This is a genomic window from Mannheimia indoligenes (assembly GCF_036880405.1).
GTDB classification, from domain to species: Bacteria; Pseudomonadota; Gammaproteobacteria; order Enterobacterales; family Pasteurellaceae; genus Mannheimia; species Mannheimia indoligenes.
This window is the reverse complement of the sequence record NZ_JBAJJM010000004.1, coordinates 128,431-145,695: the sequence shown is the minus strand read 5'-3', so window position 1 is coordinate 145,695 and position 17,265 is coordinate 128,431. Positions and strand designations below refer to the sequence as shown.

General features: G+C 41.8%; 15 protein-coding genes. 2 read left to right on the top strand and 13 right to left on the bottom strand.

Annotated features, from left to right (window positions below):
- The first annotated feature begins 242 nt into the window (after window positions 1–242).
- Complete coding sequence (gene tal, locus V6W77_RS03290) at window positions 243–1,190, top strand: transaldolase (RefSeq protein ID WP_334248460.1); 948 nt, start codon at window positions 243–245, stop codon at window positions 1,188–1,190.
- A gap of 67 nt (window positions 1,191–1,257) precedes the next feature.
- Here the strand turns inward: tal and V6W77_RS03285 are convergent, their stop codons facing one another.
- From V6W77_RS03285 to rlmKL, 9 genes are all read right to left on the bottom strand, one after another.
- Window positions 1,258–1,575, bottom strand: a complete 318-nt coding sequence (locus V6W77_RS03285; protein ID WP_334253767.1) for a DUF2322 family protein — start codon at window positions 1,573–1,575, stop codon at window positions 1,258–1,260.
- Window positions 1,576–1,639: 64 nt separating this feature from the next.
- Complete coding sequence (locus tag V6W77_RS03280) at window positions 1,640–3,778, bottom strand: TonB-dependent siderophore receptor (RefSeq protein ID WP_334253766.1); 2,139 nt, start codon at window positions 3,776–3,778, stop codon at window positions 1,640–1,642.
- 102 nt (window positions 3,779–3,880) lie between these two features.
- Window positions 3,881–5,860 (bottom strand): Fe(3+)-hydroxamate ABC transporter permease FhuB, encoded by a 1,980-nt coding sequence (fhuB, locus tag V6W77_RS03275; protein ID WP_428981768.1) that lies wholly within the window; start codon window positions 5,858–5,860, stop codon window positions 3,881–3,883.
- Complete coding sequence (locus V6W77_RS03270) at window positions 5,854–6,747, bottom strand: iron-siderophore ABC transporter substrate-binding protein (protein ID WP_334253765.1); 894 nt, start codon at window positions 6,745–6,747, stop codon at window positions 5,854–5,856. The genes fhuB and V6W77_RS03270 overlap by 7 nt, the downstream gene beginning before the upstream one ends.
- The gene (locus tag V6W77_RS03265) at window positions 6,747–7,511 is read right to left on the bottom strand and encodes an ABC transporter ATP-binding protein (RefSeq protein ID WP_334253764.1); all 765 of its coding nucleotides are present in this window, start codon (window positions 7,509–7,511) and stop codon (window positions 6,747–6,749) included. The genes V6W77_RS03270 and V6W77_RS03265 overlap by 1 nt, the downstream gene beginning before the upstream one ends.
- 129 nt (window positions 7,512–7,640) lie before the next feature.
- Complete coding sequence (gene nagA / locus V6W77_RS03260) at window positions 7,641–8,786, bottom strand: N-acetylglucosamine-6-phosphate deacetylase (RefSeq protein ID WP_334253763.1); 1,146 nt, start codon at window positions 8,784–8,786, stop codon at window positions 7,641–7,643.
- 76 nt (window positions 8,787–8,862) lie between these two features.
- The gene (gene nagB, locus V6W77_RS03255) at window positions 8,863–9,657 is read right to left on the bottom strand and encodes a glucosamine-6-phosphate deaminase (protein WP_025236645.1); all 795 of its coding nucleotides are present in this window, start codon (window positions 9,655–9,657) and stop codon (window positions 8,863–8,865) included.
- Between the two features lie 166 nt (window positions 9,658–9,823).
- Window positions 9,824–10,303 (bottom strand): tRNA (uridine(34)/cytosine(34)/5-carboxymethylaminomethyluridine(34)-2'-O)-methyltransferase TrmL, encoded by a 480-nt coding sequence (gene trmL / locus V6W77_RS03250; RefSeq protein ID WP_025236646.1) that lies wholly within the window; start codon window positions 10,301–10,303, stop codon window positions 9,824–9,826.
- Window positions 10,304–10,317: 14 nt separating this feature from the next.
- A complete protein-coding gene (rlmKL, locus tag V6W77_RS03245; RefSeq protein WP_334253762.1) occupies window positions 10,318–12,462 on the bottom strand; it encodes a bifunctional 23S rRNA (guanine(2069)-N(7))-methyltransferase RlmK/23S rRNA (guanine(2445)-N(2))-methyltransferase RlmL in 2,145 nt (714 codons plus the stop codon).
- Between the two features lie 196 nt (window positions 12,463–12,658).
- On the opposite strand from rlmKL, the gene narL reads away from it, so the two are divergent.
- Complete coding sequence (gene narL / locus V6W77_RS03240; protein WP_025236648.1) at window positions 12,659–13,288, top strand: two-component system response regulator NarL; 630 nt, start codon at window positions 12,659–12,661, stop codon at window positions 13,286–13,288.
- Between the two features lie 45 nt (window positions 13,289–13,333).
- Here the strand turns inward: narL and V6W77_RS03235 are convergent, their stop codons facing one another.
- The 4 genes from V6W77_RS03235 to rbsC form a co-directional block, all read right to left on the bottom strand.
- Window positions 13,334–14,344 (bottom strand): substrate-binding domain-containing protein, encoded by a 1,011-nt coding sequence (locus V6W77_RS03235; protein WP_334253761.1) that lies wholly within the window; start codon window positions 14,342–14,344, stop codon window positions 13,334–13,336.
- Between the two features lie 31 nt (window positions 14,345–14,375).
- Complete coding sequence (rbsK, locus tag V6W77_RS03230) at window positions 14,376–15,293, bottom strand: ribokinase (RefSeq protein WP_334253760.1); 918 nt, start codon at window positions 15,291–15,293, stop codon at window positions 14,376–14,378.
- Window positions 15,294–15,387: 94 nt separating this feature from the next.
- Window positions 15,388–16,266, bottom strand: a complete 879-nt coding sequence (rbsB, locus tag V6W77_RS03225; RefSeq protein WP_188157414.1) for a ribose ABC transporter substrate-binding protein RbsB — start codon at window positions 16,264–16,266, stop codon at window positions 15,388–15,390.
- 22 nt (window positions 16,267–16,288) lie between these two features.
- Complete coding sequence (gene rbsC / locus V6W77_RS03220) at window positions 16,289–17,257, bottom strand: ribose ABC transporter permease (RefSeq protein ID WP_025236652.1); 969 nt, start codon at window positions 17,255–17,257, stop codon at window positions 16,289–16,291.
- Window positions 17,258–17,265: the final 8 nt, after the last annotated feature.

Sequence of the window (17,265 nt, the reverse complement as noted above, 5' to 3'; positions counted from 1 at the left end):
TTGTAAAAAATTTTAAAAAAATCACCGCTTGTTGAATTTCTCGGCAATTTGATTATTCTGTTAGCTAAAAGTGATTATTTATGCACTAAATTTGCTTTAATCAGCATATCTGAATAAATCTCCGTCTAGTTATTTTATAAAAACGTGATCTATATCACAAAATTATTTACTCTTTTGAAGTTGTTACTGCTATTATTTGCAAACTTATTTTTCATTATCAACATCATATATAAGGAAGAAATATGAGCCAATTAGATGAATTACGCAAAGTTACCGTAGTCGTTGCAGATACAGGCGATATTGAGGCGATGAAGCTTTATAAACCTGAAGATGCGACAACCAACCCATCTTTAATTTTAAGTGCTTCTGCACTGCCGCAATATGCTCCATTAATTGAGGATGCGGTTGCTTATGCAAAAGCACAGAGCAATGATAAAGCTCAACAATTAGTTGATGCAGAAGATAAATTAGCGGTAAACATTGGTTTAGAGATTTTAAAACTCGTACCGGGTCGAATTTCAACCGAAGTTGATGCTCGTTTTTCTTACGATACAGAAAAAACCATTGCAAAAGCACGCAAGTTAATCGCTTTATATAATGCGGCAGGTATTAGCAATGATCGCATCTTAATTAAAATTGCTTCTACTTGGCAAGGTATCCGTGCGGCAGAAGTATTAGAAAAAGAAGGCATCAACTGTAACTTAACATTGTTATTCTCTCAAGCTCAAGCTCGTGCTTGTGCAGAAGCTGGTGTTTACTTAATCTCACCATTCGTAGGTCGTATTTTAGATTGGTATAAAGCAAATGAAGGGAAAGAATATGCTCCAGCGGAAGATCCTGGTGTGATTTCTGTAACCAATATTTACAACTACTACAAACAATATGGTTACAAAACTGTAGTAATGGGTGCAAGTTTCCGTAATGTAGGTGAAATTGTTGAATTAGCAGGTTGCGACCGTTTAACCATCGCACCACCATTATTAAAAGCATTACAAGAAAGCAATGAAACTTTAGTACGTAAATTAGAATACACTGGTGAAGTGAAAGCTCGTCCTGCACCGATGACTGAAGCGGAATTCTATTGGGAGCATAACCAAGACCCAATGGCAGTTGAAAAATTAGCGGAAGGGATTCGTAAATTTGCTATCGACCAAGAAAAATTAGAAGCAATGCTGTCAGCAAAACTCTAACTTTTCAATCAGTTAAATAAGAAACCCACTTTAATCACTAAAGTGGGTTTTGTTTTATAGATTAAGACTACTTAGCAATCGGCTCTAAGGTTAAAGTTAAATCTTCATTCACCACTTTAAATAGCAAATCAATATTGGGGTGCTTGCCTAGATTGTTTTTAGCATCTTCCACGTGTTCTGCAAACCATTCTAAACCTTGTTCAGCCGCACAAGCGGTCAATTTTCCATTAAATTTTGCAAATAGTGCGTTGTAAAGTTTCAGAGAACCTAATTTCCCTTCAATTGCCGGAATGTTGTGGATAAGTTCACCTTGCTCGTTCAGCACATTTAAGCCGGCAAGATGGTCGATAGCCGGAAAAGTGGCTAAAAAATCTTTAAATTGCATTGAATACTCCCTAGTAAAAAATAAAGGCAGACGTAAAGTCTGCCGATATTATATGGTTTTGTGGTTAGAATTTGTAGCTTAAAGAACCACTAATTTTACGCTCTGCCCCATAGTAGCAATAAAAATCACAAGCAGCGACATAACGACGATTACCTACGTTATCTACATTTACTTGTGCAATCCAGCTTGGTGTAATGGCATAACGAGCCATTAAATCAACCACAGTTGCAGATGGCACTCGATAATGTGAGTAATTACTGTAGAGTGATTTGGTTGCAACGCTATGTCCAATGTGGCGGATACCTGCACCAAGTGTTAAGCCACTCAATACACCATTATTAAATGTATAAGCGGTTTTAGCTGATAATATATTAGTTGGAATATATTGATTTCGGTATTTGGTACCCATTGCTAAACCTGTATTATAAGTGTGATCTGTTGCTACCTTTGTTTCAGACTTCGTATAAGTATAAGCAAGCGTTGCGTTCCAATTTTCAGTTAAATTAGCATCTAACTGGACTTCTAAACCTTTACGGTAAATCGGATCACCACTGGATACTGTTACACCGCCATCTTTAGATTGTAATGCTCCGGTATCTTTCGCTCGGAAACCTGCTACAGAAATAGTACCATCTAACCAAGTTGGGAGATATTTCACCCCTAATTCATATTGGCGAGTAATTTGCGGATCATATAATTTATTTACACCACTCACACCTAAAGGCATATTGAATGATTCGCTATAGCTAAAGTATGGGTTAAGACCTAACGGTGCCTCATACATAAATGAGCCGGAATAAGAGGTTACATTATATTTAGCATCTTCGGATAAATTGCCTTCTGATACATTAGAACGATCGTGGCGAACACCTAAACCTAAAATATATTTATCAGCTAAACGAGCGTTATTTTGCAAATAGAAACCTAATTGACGCCCTTTAAGCATATAGTGCTGAGTATCAAATTTCGTATCTTGAGCTTTCCCCCACCCTATTTGTGGATTGTAAATATTCGTAGGCGAAGTAGCATAAGCATTACCATAGAGAGATGCGGTCGATCCCCAAGCCCATCCATCAGGTGAATACATTGTATCTACTCTGTTATGTCGATAATCCACACCAACGAGCAATGTATTTTTCAGCCAATCATTGTTATAGTCCCAGCTTAAATGATTGTCTAATGTATGTGAAATCGCTTTACCATTGTTATATACCACTCCACGCTCTACATTACCATTTGCATCAACAGTACTAAACGGATAAGAACCACGATGGAAGTTCTGAGCGTGTTGATATCTATAGCTCGAATTTAAACGTAATCCATTATCAAAGTTATGGCTGAACTCATAACCGACACTATATTGACGGTTAGTTTCAGTATCGTTTACCGGATCACCTAAATTTGTCGAGCGATCAATATAACCATTTGCCGCAGGAACTAATGTGCCATAAGCTGGGTAGAAGTTACTACTTGGTGTACCGTGATCTCGTTGATAACTCGTTAATAAAGTAAAACGCGTTTTATCGCTAATATCCCATTCAACCGTTGGAGCGACATATAAAGTTTGGTTATCGGTTAAATACCAATCGCCATCACGACCTAAATAGCTAGCAACTAAACGGTAGCGTAGGTTTTCATCATTTAAAATTTTACCTGTGTAATCAGCAGCGAAACCATATTGATTATGGCTACCAAAAGTCGTTTTTAATTCACCCTGACCAATTTTTTCACGATGAGCACGTTTCGACACATAGTTAATTAAACCACCACCATTAGCCGCACCAAAAGTCATTGAATCAGCACCTTTGGTAATTTCAACAGCTTCTAAACCGAAACTATCTACATAAGGTGTAAAGAAACCATAGCTAAATGTTGGCAACCCATTTACTGCTTGCGAAACTTCAGCACCACGCACACGGAACCAGTTTGTATTCGTATCATTACCAAATACTTGATTTGCAAAGCCTGCTTGATATTTTGCAATTTCATCAACCTTATCTACTTTCTGATCATCTAACTGCTCACGCGTTACCGCCACCGCAGACTTTGCTTGATGGAAAGGCACTTCGCCCATTTTATACATTGAGCCTGCAACTACCGACACTTCATCAAGTTGCGTAACCTGTTCATTTGCAATAGCATTTTGTGCTATTGCAATCAGTACTGATTGCGTAATTGCGGTATAAATAAATGTCTTTTTCATTCCAACTTCCTTAGGTAATGATTAATTTATGTAAAGCTGTGGCATTATAGTGATGAACACTTCACAAGTAAATGAAAAACAATCTCATTTAGTATTTTATGTTTATACTTTTCTCATCATTAATAAGAAATAGGTTCCGCCGATAAGCGTAGCAACCAAGCCTGCGGGGACTTCGTAAGGGAAAAGAATTTGTCTGCCGACCCAATCAGCCAACACCATAACCATTCCACCTAAAATGGCAGAGATGAATAATTGAGAATGTGCTTTTGTAACGCCTAAAAAACGAGCCATTTGTGGCACCAATAAGCCGATAAAACTTAGCGGACCAATCACCAGTGTTGCCAATGCGGTTAATAAGGCACTGAATAAAATTAAAATCCAACGGGTTTGCTTGAGGTTAAGCCCTAAGGCTTGTGCCATTGGGGCTTGTAATGCCAATAATTCCAACCAACGACTGAAAAGCAAGCTAGCCCCTAGTAAGGCAAAGCTAACCAACAAAAACGGCAAGGCAAACTCAGCATTAGCAGTTTGAGTTGAGCCAGATGTCCACGAGATGAGCTGATTTGCTCTCGGATCACCGCTGGCAATCGCAATACGTTGTAAAGTATCAAATAAAGCGGAAAGGCTGATCCCTGTGAGCAAGACTTTTTCCGGCAACATTCCGTTTTTTTGGTTGATGCTCGCAAGCACAAGTAAAGTGATAAACGCCCCTAATACGCCGGCAATCCAAAAATATTCCGTCTGTTGGATGGGGAATAAAAACAGCACCGCCAAAATCCCCATTGATGTGCCGGACGAAACCCCAAGCAATTCCGGGCTTGCCATTGGGTTAAGTGTGAGGCGTTGTAAAATTACGCCGGCAATCGCTAACAAAATGCCGACTGCCAAAGCCACCATCACTCGAGGGTAACGAATTTCCAACAAGCTACTGCCCCATTCACGATTAAAAGCCAATATCTCCAGCCCATCAAATCCGTTGCCGATAAAAAGGGCAATCAAAATGGAAAGCACAAATCCAGCTATCACCAAGCCAATTGCAAGCGGTGATATTTTGTGTGAATTTTGCAAATGTTGCTCTTGCACTCGCCCTGTGTGTGGCAAGACTCGGAACATCAACCAAAGTAATAATGGCGAACCAAGTAAAGCCGTTACCGCTCCAGTAGGCAAGCTGATGCCTTTAAAATAGGCTAACAGTTGCAGGCATAAATCCGTAACCGAAAGCAGTAATGCCCCTAGCACAAAAGCCCCGATCAACTGCCCTTTTAAGGTTCTGATGCCAAATTGACGAACCATCGTGGCCGCCGCCAAGCCGACAAACCCTAACATTCCGACCGCAGATACCACCGCCGCAATTAAAAATGCAGCAACTAATACGCCAATCAGCCGTAATTTCCCGACCGGCACACCAAGACTTTGTGCATTGCTGTCGTTCAAAGATAAAATCGTTAAGGGGCGAATCAGCATTGCTACAACCAACAACGCAGGAAGAGCTTGAGCCATCAGCCACAAACTATCCCGCCAACTCTCTTGCACCAACGAACCCGCCCCCCATTGTGCTAGCCCTCGGGCTTCTTCAGGATAAAAGAGCAACATCATTGCCGAAAACGAGCCGAAATAGAGATTCACCACTAAGCCGGCTAAAATCAGTAAAAGCGATAACATTGTTTTCCGCAGTGCGATGCTTAACACTAAAATCAAACTTAAGCCAGCTCCCAATACAGCGACCAAACTTGAGCCGTGTTCCAGCCATTTAGGGGCGAAAATAGCGGTTAGAAATAAAGCGAATTGTGAACCGCTACTGATGCCGAGCGTATTGTCTGAGGCGAGAGGGTTTGCCAACACTTGCTGCAACAATAGGCTGGCAAAACTGAGAATCCCACCGGCAAGTAATGCCATTGTGATGCGTGGCAAGGTGTAGCTTTGCACCAATAGCAATTCTACATTTTCGGTGGGCTGAAATAACGCCCAAAAGCTGATATCACTAGGCAACTGGGCTTTCAGTAAAATGGTAAATAAACCCAAAAAAATGACCGCTAGTAGGGGGAAATGGCAATTTGCCCCTACCAATCTTCTATTTACCAAGGTTCACCTCCGTTTAATAACCCATTCGCCAAGGTTTCCGCAAAACGTTGAGCGGACGGAATACCGCCAAAAGTCCAAACTTCAGGCAAAATAAGCGGATCTTTCGCCATCGCTAATTTCTGCCAAATAATGTTGTATTTCAAGGCTGAGGCAATATTTGCCGGATAGGGTTTAACCACCACAAATCGGCTGTTTGGTGGCAATTTAGTGAGTTGGGTAACGTCAATCACCTCAAAGCCCCAATGATTTTGCGAGCCGTTCCACGCATTTTCAAAACCTAACTGAGAAAGCACTGCTCCAAAGGGGCTGTTTTTTGCGTAAATTCGCAAATGGCGAGTGTCGATAAACTGAACTAAGAGAATCGGGCGGTCTGTATAAGGCTGAACAAGCGGTCGAATTTGCTCAATTTTTTGCAAGTAGCCTTGATAAAGTTGATGGAAAGCCAGTGGCTTGCCAATCAGCTCCGCTACCTTTTCCGAAGCGGTGAGAATGTTCTGCCACGCATCGCCCTCACGGTAGAAATCGACAATATCAATCTGTGGCGAAAATTGGGCTAACAGTGGCGTTACCGAGGCATAAAATCCGCTATTGATAAAGTGCAACGGTTGAGCCTCAAGGCTATGGGAAAGCATCAATAATTGCTCTGGGTTAGGTTGTAAGCGAATACCTAAATCCTTCACCGAATCCGGTAATGCCGGTTCTTTCACCCATTTTTGATAACTTTCCACATCACCCACCGCAACCGGCTTTTCGCCGAGAGCAATCAATGTTTCTGCCACCGTCCAATCCAAAGTCGCAATGCCTTTTTGCGGTTCACCGGCAAAGAGTGAATTTGCAAAAAAGAGAGAAAAAATGACCGCTTGTAATGTGTTGATTATTCGTTTCATCAATAAAAACTCACCGGTCTGTCAAGTTGAGGGTGCTTAATCACGTTCAGCTCAATATTATAAATTTCTTTGAGTTTGGTTTGATTGACAATCTCGTGAGCATTGCCTTGAGCCAATAATTTGCCGCTGTGTAGAGCAACAAGATGATCGCAATAACGAGAGGCGAGATTGATGTCGTGGATCACAATAATAATCCCCAAATTCAGCTCGTGAGCGAGTTTTTGCACAAGTTGCATTACTTCCACTTGGTGGGCAATATCAAGAGCTGCAAGGGGTTCATCCAGCAGTAAGAATTGGCTTTGTTGAGCCAACAACATTGCCAACCAAATTCGGGAACGTTCACCGCCCGAAAGTACGTCCACCAACTGATCAGCAAATTTTTCGGTGTGAGTGAGCGATAAAGCTCGCTCAATCGCTGCATTATCTTCTTTGGCATTACGCCCAAACAAACCATTCCACGCATATCGCCCCATTGCAATCAGCTCACGGGCGGTAAGGTTGGTGGCTTGAGGTAAATGCTGTGGCAAATAGGCAACCTGTTTGGCAAATTCTCGGCTTGACCATTCGGTAATCTCTTTGTGATTAAAACTAATTTTGCCTGAAGAATAGGGGTTTTGTTTCGCCAACAATTTAATTAAAGTGGATTTGCCCGAGCCATTATGTCCAATTAAACCATAGACTTTGCCTCGCTCAAATTGTAGCGAGATCGGGTGAAGTAAACGCCGATTTGGAAGATCAAAGGTTACATTTTCAACGCTAAACACGTTTTTTCCTTAAACGATAAAATAAACTGCGACAGTTTAGTTGAAAACCATTAGCATTTAAATGCTTTTTTACATAACACCTAAACAAAAAGGCTACACCTTGTGTAGCCTTTCATTCTCTCGTTTTCTTTACGAATGCCATTTAAGCTGCCCGTTTACGGCAGTGGCTTTAACATTAAATTGGTTGTCGAAAATCGCTAAGTTGGCAATTTTGCCCGCAGCCAATGAGCCGAGCGTATCGTCCACACCGATTGCTTGCGCTGGGTAAAGGGTACTCATTCGAATCGCTTCATTCAGGCTGATATCGCAATGTAATACTACGTTGCGAATCGATTCGATCATCGTGATCGCCGCACCGCCTAACGCCCCAAATTCATCATAGCATTTGCCGTCTTTTACCGTTACTTTCTTGCCGACAAAGATAAAGGATTCAATATCGCTACCGGCAGCAGCGACTGCATCACTTACGATAACTAATTTATCGCCTTTGGCTTTTTTCGCAATGCGGATATTCCCCCATTCCACGTGTAAGCCATCGCAGATAATGCCGGCGTAAATACCGCTGTCTAACACTGCACCAACTACCCCGCCCTCACGGCCAGAGCTTACCGGCGACATCGCATTGTGCATATGCGTTGCAAAGGCTGCCCCTTCAGCAATTCGCTGTTTAGTTTGGGCGAAAGTCGCATTCGAGTGACCGATAGAGACAATTATGCCTGCATCGTTAAAACGCTTAATATGATCTGCGGTTGGGTTTTCTGCGGCAATCGTGATTTTCGTGATCACATCACCATTGGCACATAAGAAATCTAACATTTCCGGGCTGATTTCACGGATAAATTCCGGGCGGTGAACGCCTTTTTTCGCCACGCTTAAATAAGGGCCTTCAAAATGTAGCCCCAATGCTTGGTTTTCATGTTTGGCAAGGTATTCACGCATTACCACCACTGCCTCTTTCATTCCCTCATCCGGCGAGGTAATAAAGGTCGGCAAATAGCTTGTGGTGCCTGAACGCAAGTTAGTTTCTTGCATAATTTCAAGGGTGCGAATGCTAATGTCTTCGTTAAACATTACCCCACCGCAGCCATTGAGTTGCAAGTCAATAAAACCTGCCGATAAATTCGCCCCGTTCAAATCCACTTTTTCGAGGGGTTGCGGTAAATTTTCTTCAAGAATGATAGATTCGATTTTGTCGTCTTTTACCACTAATGCGTGTTGATACAACACTTCTTCGCCTGTGTAAATCACACAATTTGTTAAGGCATAATGGTTCATATTTTGTTCCTTTAGATTGCAACAAGCGGTCGTTTTTACAAAATTTTTTGCAAAAATAACCGCTTGTAATAACGCACTAACGTGCTACATTTTTTTCTAACTCTTTGAAATATTTAACTGTTTTGACTTTCAATTCTTGTGTTGCAGGCTCATCACACACCACAATACCACGGCGATGTAATTGCAAGCAGCTGATGGTCCAAAGGTGATTTACTGCTCCTTCCACACAAGCCTGTAGTGCTAGAGCTTTATTATGACCTGTAACTAAAATCATCACTTCTTCCGCATCAAGCAATGTGCCAACGCCCACCGTTAAAGCAAATTTTGGCACTTGGCTGACATCATTATCAAAGAAACGAGAGTTCGCAATGCGAGTATCTTCGGTTAGGGTTTTGATACGGGTGCGAGAAGAGAGCGAAGAGGCTGGCTCATTAAACGCAATATGCCCATCAACGCCTACGCCGCCCATAAAGAGATGGATTTTGCCATAAGAGCGGATTTTCTCTTCATAACGTGCACACTCTGCGTCCACATCTTCTGCCATACCGTTTAAGATATTGATATTTTCAAGCGGCACATCTACGTGGTCAAAGAAATGTTTGAACATAAAGCTGTGGTAGCTTTCAGGATGTTCCTTAGGTAAGCCAACATATTCATCCATATTAAAGGTTACCACATTTTTAAAGCTCACTTCCCCTGCTTGGTAGAGTTTAATTAATTCTTTATAAGTTTTTTCAGGAGTGCCGCCTGTTGGTAAGCCAAGCACAAACGGTTTTTCTTTGGTTGGTTTGAATGCATTAATACGATCAACAATATAACGAGCAGCCCAAACGCTCACATCTTGAGCAGTTTCTAACGGAATTAAACGCATAACATCTCCTTAAATTTTATTTTTGAGAAAAATACTTCATTTTTTTCATTTTAATGAAATATAACTTCAAATACTATGCTTTATACGGTTTATTGTGATCTAGATCACATAAAATGTAAGCGGTTTAATTTTCGTAAAAAATCACAAAAATCAAACCGCTTGTAACTTAAATAGATTGAGCAGAAACCGCATTTTGGTAGCCAAACTGCCGCCACGCCTCATACACCACCACCGCCACAGAATTGGATAAATTCATACTGCGGCTGTCTTGGCACATTGGAATACGGATTTTTTGCGACATTGGCATTTCCGCCAACAATGGTTTGGGAATACCTCGGCTTTCCGGTCCGAACATTAAAAAATCGCCCAGTTCGTATTTCACATCACTGTGATTTTGCTCGCCACGTGTGGTTAAAGCAAATAAACGTTTCGGCTTGGCACGCTCTAAAAAATCCTCAAAATTTTTGTATTTTTGGATATTCACAAATTCGTGATAATCCAAGCCGGAACGGCGAAGTTTTTTGTCGTCCCAAGCAAAGCCAAACGGCTCAATCATATGCAAACGGAATCCGCAATTTGCACACAGGCGGATAATATTGCCGCTGTTTTGCGGAATTTCAGGTTCGTATAAAACAATATCTAACATTTTAAATTTTCGCCCTATAAATGTTTCACAATCCAACAATTATGGATCTGCGGATTACGCTCAAAATCAAGCGGTAGGGTTTTGTGCGAAATATTTTCCGCTTGCAAGCCCAACGCTGCCAAGCCGTCAAAATCCATTTTAAAACCCCGTTTGTTGTTGGAGAAAACGATAGTACCGTCTGCCGTTAAAATGCGTTTGAGCTGAGTCATCAGCTTAATGTGATCTCGTTGCACATCCCAACTATCTTCCATTCGTTTTGAGTTCGAGAACGTAGGCGGATCAACGAAAATCAGCTCAAAACGCTCACGGCACTCGGCGAGCCATTGCAAGCAATCCGCTTGGAATAAACGGTTGTTACGGAGCGGTAAATTGTTCAGCTCTAAATTCTGCTCTGCCCAGTTCAAATAGGTGTTGGACATATCCACTGTGGTGGTCGATTTTGCTCCGTTTAGGGCGGCGTGGATCGTTGCCGAACCTGTGTAGGCAAACAGATTCAGGAAGGTTTTGCCTTTCGCCATTTCGCCCACCATTTTGCGGGTTGAGCGGTGGTCTAAGAACAATCCAGTATCCAAATAATCGGTTAAGTTCACCCACAGTTTCGCCCCATATTCATTCACGAAGAAATAATCGCCTTTATTCGCTAATTTCTCGTATTGGTTCGTCCCTTTTTGTTTTTGACGAACTTTAAGCACTAATTTATTGGTTTCCACGCCGGTTACATACAGGGTGGCAGAAACTGCATCCAGCAAGCGTTGGCGGGCTTTTTGTTCATCAATACTTTTCGGTGCTTGGTATTCTTGCACCACGATGTGATCGCCATATCTATCCACCGCCAAATTATACTCCGGCAGGTCGGCATCGTATAAACGGTAGGCATCAATGCCTTGCTGAGTCGCCCATTTCTCGACTTTTTTGATATTTTTGGCTAGACGATTGGCGAAATCCGGTGCAACTTGAGCATTTTGCTCAAATTGTAAATTTTCGTCTAAATCTGACCGCTTGTTATTTTCGCTAATTAGGTAATTTTTCTGCACACAGTCCAACGGGCCGTTTTTCGCTTTGAATTGACGTGCCGAACGCAGACGCAAGCAGTTCAGCAACTCTGGCTCGCCACTAAAAATGGAGGCATTCCAACCAGCAAATTGTTGTTTTAAGCGTTGTCCGAAAACCGAATAAAGGGCGATTAATGCCGGTGTTGTACCTAAACGCTCACCATAAGGTGGGTTACACACTACTGTGCCAATCTGCTCGGGAATCGGATTCTTCAAGGCTGCCACATCGCCTTGCTGCCATTGGATTAAATGATCCACGCCGGCATTTTTCGCATTTTGTTTAGCTTTAGCAAGCACTCGGTGATCGAGGTCAAAGCCGAAGAACATTGGGGTTTCAGGCGAATTGCTATTCACCCCTACGTTATTAAATGCCTCATCTAGCACTTCTTTCCAAACCGCTTGTTGATGTCCTTTCCACGCATTAAAGCCCCAATATTTACGGTGAAGTTGTGGAGCAATATTGGCTGCCATTTGAGCAGCCTCAATTAATAGTGTGCCGGAACCGCACATCGGATCGACCAACGGTGTACCTTTTTGCCAACCAGAACGTAGAATAATCGCCGCTGCCAAAGTTTCACGCAGTGGTGCTTTGCCGGTATCTTCACGATAACCTCGAATGTGTAACGCATTGCCACTTAAATCAAGCGAAACCACCAAATTTTCACGATCTAAATAGACGTGAATTCGCACATCGGGGTTCTCTTTATCCACCGTCGGGCGGGCGAAACCTTTACGCTCAAAATAATCGACAATGCCGTCTTTCACTCGCATTGCTCCAAATTGGGTATTGCGGATTTCTCGGTTTGTGCCGTTGAAATCAATATAGAACGTATCTCGTGGGTCGAACAATTCTGTCCAGTTAAATGAAACGATAGAGGCATATAAATCGGTGTCGCTAAAAATCTTAGTGGTGATTAATGGCAATAAGATGCGAGAGGCTAAACGGCTATGTAACAATGCTTGATAAGCCCCTTTTTGGGTTGTTGTAAAATGCACTCCGCCTTGAGCGACTTTGCATTCTGCCCCGCAGATCTGCTCGAGTTCGGTTTTAAGCATTTCCTCAAAACCTCGGGCTGCGGTGGCGAAATAAGTGGTTTGATTTGTCATTCTGGTTTTCTCATAGAAAATTTTGCCCATTATAGCCGAACAAGCGGTCTTTTTCTTGCAAAGTTTTGCAATTTCTTGATGAATTAAAAACTTAGCTAAGATCAAAAAAGATGCATTTACTAAAATCGTAAACTTGCTATTTTGCAGTAATAATTGCAGAATTAACCGATTATGAAGAAAAAGAAAGGAGAAAGAAATGACAACTCCAACAACGATTTTATTAATTGATGATCACCCGTTAATGCGTCAAGGTATGCGTCAGCTATTGGAACTTGACGACCAATTTTCTGTAGTAGGCGAAGCCAGCAACGGCACAGATGGCATCAAACTTGCTCTACAACTTGAGCCGGATGTGATTATTTTAGACTTGAATATGAGAGGTATTTCCGGGCTAGATACCTTACGTTCACTACGTTCTCAAGGCGTAGACGCCCGCATTATTATGCTAACGGTTTCTGATGAGCAATCAGACGTATTCGCCTTAATGGATGCCGGTGTGGATGGCTACTTACTAAAAGATACCGATACCCCGGAATTGTTAGATAATATCCGTAGAGCTGCCGCAGGTGAAGTCGTATTAAGCGAAACCGTTCGTCAGCACTTGTTAAACCGCCAACCGGAAAATGATCCGCTAAGCTGCTTAACCGATCGTGAGCTGGATGTATTGCAGTGGATCGCAACCGGTATGTCAAACAAACAAATCGCCGCCCAGCTCTTTATTTCCGAAGAAACGGTAAAAGTGCATATCCGCAACTTGCTGCGTAAGTTAAATGTTCACTCTCGCGTAGCTGCAACCGTGCTTTATTTAGAACAACAGAAAGGCTAAGTTAAAGCATACAGAAGAGATAAAAAAATGCTGAATAACTTAACATTATTCAGCATTTTTGTTTATCTGATGAATGGAATCTCGTAATACTAACTCGGGTTCTAGCATTATAGTTTGAAAATCCTTTGCTTGAGAGCGTATTCGTTTTAATAAGGTTTCAACTGCAAGTTGCCCTAATTCCGCTTTGGGCTGGCTGATGGTAGACAGTGGTGGTGAGAGGTATTTTGCCAGTTCAATATCATCGTAACCAATAATTGAAATATCCTTCGGTATACTTAATCCGTGCTGCCAAATGGCTTGGTAAGCTCCAAAAGCGATAGTATCACTACAGGCAAAAACCGCCGTTGGTTTTTTAGATTGAGTGAGCAAACTATTCATTCCTGCAAGCCCACCTGCAAAATCAAAATGGCTTTCAATAATCCAATTTGGGTTGAGTGGAATATTTGCCTCATATAACGCTTTTTTGTAGCCCTCTAAACGGTTTTTTGCCAATGATTTTTTCAGATTTCCGGTAATTATAGCTATGTCAGAATGCCCTGCATCAATCAAGGTTTTTGTGGCAAGATAGCCACCAGATGTGGAATTTTCAAAAATTTTATCCGCATTCAATTCCGTAAACCACCAGTCCACAACCACCATTGGTAGAGGAATATTTAGGCTCTCATCAGTATTCAATCTGGCATCACCACACATTAGTAGTAAGCCATCAACTTTACGTTGAATAAGTGTTTGTAAATGATGCTGTAAACGTTCCGCATCACCATTGGTGGTGGCAATAATCAGGTTGTAGTGATTTTGCTGACAATACTGCTCAACACCTGCCATCACTTCCGCAAAAAATGGGTTACTGGTGGCGGTAACCAGCATACCGATAGTTTTAGTTTCATTGACTTTTAGGCTACGAGCCAATGCAGAAGGCGTATAATTCAGCTCTTTAACCACCTTCTGAACTTTTTCCCGAATCTCTTCACTCACAAAACGGCTGTTGTTGATGACGTGGGAAACCGTTGAGGTCGAAACCTGTGCGAGGCGTGCGACGTCCTTCATTGTTGCCATTTGCAAAATTCCTTAGAAAAACGACCGCTTGTTACTGCTTACTCAAAAAATCTAAGGTTTCTTGACGGCTTGGAATAGACGGCTGAGCTCCTTTTCGGGTTACGCTAATCGCAGCGGCTGCGTGTGCAAAACGAATTGCCTCATTAAGCGGTTTATCTTCTAACATTGCGGTAACCAATGCACCGTTAAAGGTATCGCCTGCTGCGGTCGTATCAACTGCATTAACACGAAAACCCGCTACAATTTCGCCTTGTCCGTTTTCACTCACAAAAACACCTTTTGAACCCAGTGTAATCAGCACTTTCTCAATACCTTTTTGGTGGAAGGCTTGAGCTGCCAGCTTCGCACTTGTTTCATCAACTACTTTTATACCCGTTAAAATTTCCGCCTCTGTTTCATTTGGAGTAATCATATCTAGCAGGCTTAGTAGCTCATCAGGTAATGCTCTGGCAGGTGCAGGATTCAGCACTACTTGCGTGTTATTTTCTTTGGCGATTTTCGCTGCTTGAATAATCGCAGGTAAAGGGGTTTCTAACTGCATTAATAAGCAATCAGCTTGTGTAATTTCCGATTGAAATTCAGCCACAACGGTTTCATCTAAATGTCCGTTCGCACCTGCCGAAATCACAATACTGTTTTCGCCAGATTCTGCTACTTGAATCATTGCGATACCGGTCATTTCATTTGACACCGATTTAATCGGGCGAGTATTAATATCGTCTTTCTCAAACGCAGTTTTCATTGCTTTACCGATGCCATCATCACCAATGCAGCCGATAAAAGATACTTTTGCCCCAAGCCTAGCTGCCGCAACCGCCTGATTCGCTCCTTTACCGCCATAAGCAATGTGATAGCTATGCCCAGTCAAGGTTTCTCCCGGTTTAGCAAAATAGGGAACGGAAATAACGTGATCAGCGTTAATGCTGCCGAGTACGGTGAGATTTTTCATAGTAAGTCCTTAGTTGCCAAAACCTTTGCTTGCCCAGCACGGCAAAGCCGTACCGGGTTAAGCATAATTCAGCCCTTCTGGGGCTTTAAAGCGATTATTTTGTGATAACTTTTAAATCTACTGGGATTTTCGCTTCTACTTTTTCGCCTTTTAACACTTTGTCAGCAGTTTCCACGCCAAGTGAGCCGATTAAGTCTGGTTGTTGAGCGATAGTTGCCGCTAATTTACCACTTTCTACTGCTTTTACACCATCATCTGTGCCATCAAAGCCAACGATTAATACCTCTTTCTTCGCCGCACCTACTGCACGTAATGCACCTAATGCCATTTCATCATTTTGAGCGAAAATCGCTTGTACATCCGATTTACTCGCTAATAAGTTTTCGGTTACATTCAAGCCTTTTGTACGGTCAAAATCTGCCGGTTGGCTTGCTAATACATTGAATTTATGAGCATCAATCGCTTGCTTAAAGCCTTCTCCACGCTCACGAGCAGCTGATGTGCCAGCAATCCCTTCTAATTGGATCACTTTCGCACCCTCACCCAATTTCTGTGCGATGAAATCACCAGCCATTTTACCACCGGCTACGTTATCTGAAGCGATATGGCTCACAACATCGCCTTTTGCCGCACCACGGTCTAAAGTAATGACAGGAATTTTATTACGATTTGCAATTGCTACCGCATTTCCGACCGCTTCCGAATCGGTTGGGTTGATTAAAAGCACTTTTGCACCACGCACAGTTAAGTCTTCTACGTTAGAAAGTTCTTTTGCCGGGTCATTTTGTGAATCAAGCACCACTAATTTGTAGCCTAATTCATCCGCTTTCTTTTGAGCCCCATCTTTAAGGCTCACGAAAAATGGATTATCCAAAGTTGATACGGCTAATGCAATGGTATCTTTTGCTGAAGCCGTAGCGGCAACAGATAAACTCAACATAATTGCTGAAGCGATAGTTGTTAATTTTTTCATAGAAAATCTCCTTTGAAGATGATTACACTTTTTTAGTACCTAAATAATTATCAGCTAATACGGCTGCTAAAATCACTAACGCTTTAGCAATCATCTGATAATATGAAGAAATATCCAATAAGTTGAGAGCATTGTTTAAGAAACCGATAATTAATGCCCCAACTAATGTCCCCATTACACGCCCTTTTCCGCCCATCAGACTTGTTCCGCCTACTACCACTGCTGCAATTGCATCTAACTCATAAGAGACACCTGCTGTTGGCTGTGCAGAAGAAAGGCGTGAAGTTACAATTAAGCCTGCCAGTGCGGATAAAAAGCCGCTTACTGCAAAAACGAAAATTTTTATTTTATTAACATTAATTCCTGAAAGCTGAGTTGCTGATTCATTTCCACCTAAGGCATAAATATAACGACCGATCGGTGTATGTTTTAAGATATACCAAGCTATAGCAAACACGATTGCCATAATCCAAATTGGGAACGGAATACCGAATAAATAACCTGTACCAATGAAAGAAAACGCATCGGCTTGCTCAGAAAAACCTGTACTAATTGGTTTACCATCGGTATAAACCATTGTGATACCACGCAGTAATGTCATTGTAACCAACGTTGCAATAAAGGCTTGGACTTTACCTTTCGCTACAATCGCACCACTAATTCCACCAAAAGCTGTACCGAGTAATAATACTAATGGAATAACCAGGAAAATCGGTAATTCAGAACCGACTAAAGAGGCGGCAACCGCTCCTGTTAAAGCTAAAACAGAACCAACCGATAAATCAATCCCGGCGATTAAAATCACGAACGTCATTCCTACTGCAATAATCGCATTCACAGAAGTTTGGCGTAAAATATTGAGAATGTTATCTACACTGAAGAAATCAGGGTTAATCATTGAAACAATGATGATTAAAACAAATAAGGCAACAAAAGAGCGTTGCTCTATTAAAAATTTTCCTAGTTGAAATTTATTTGCTTGAGTTGTCATAAGAACAC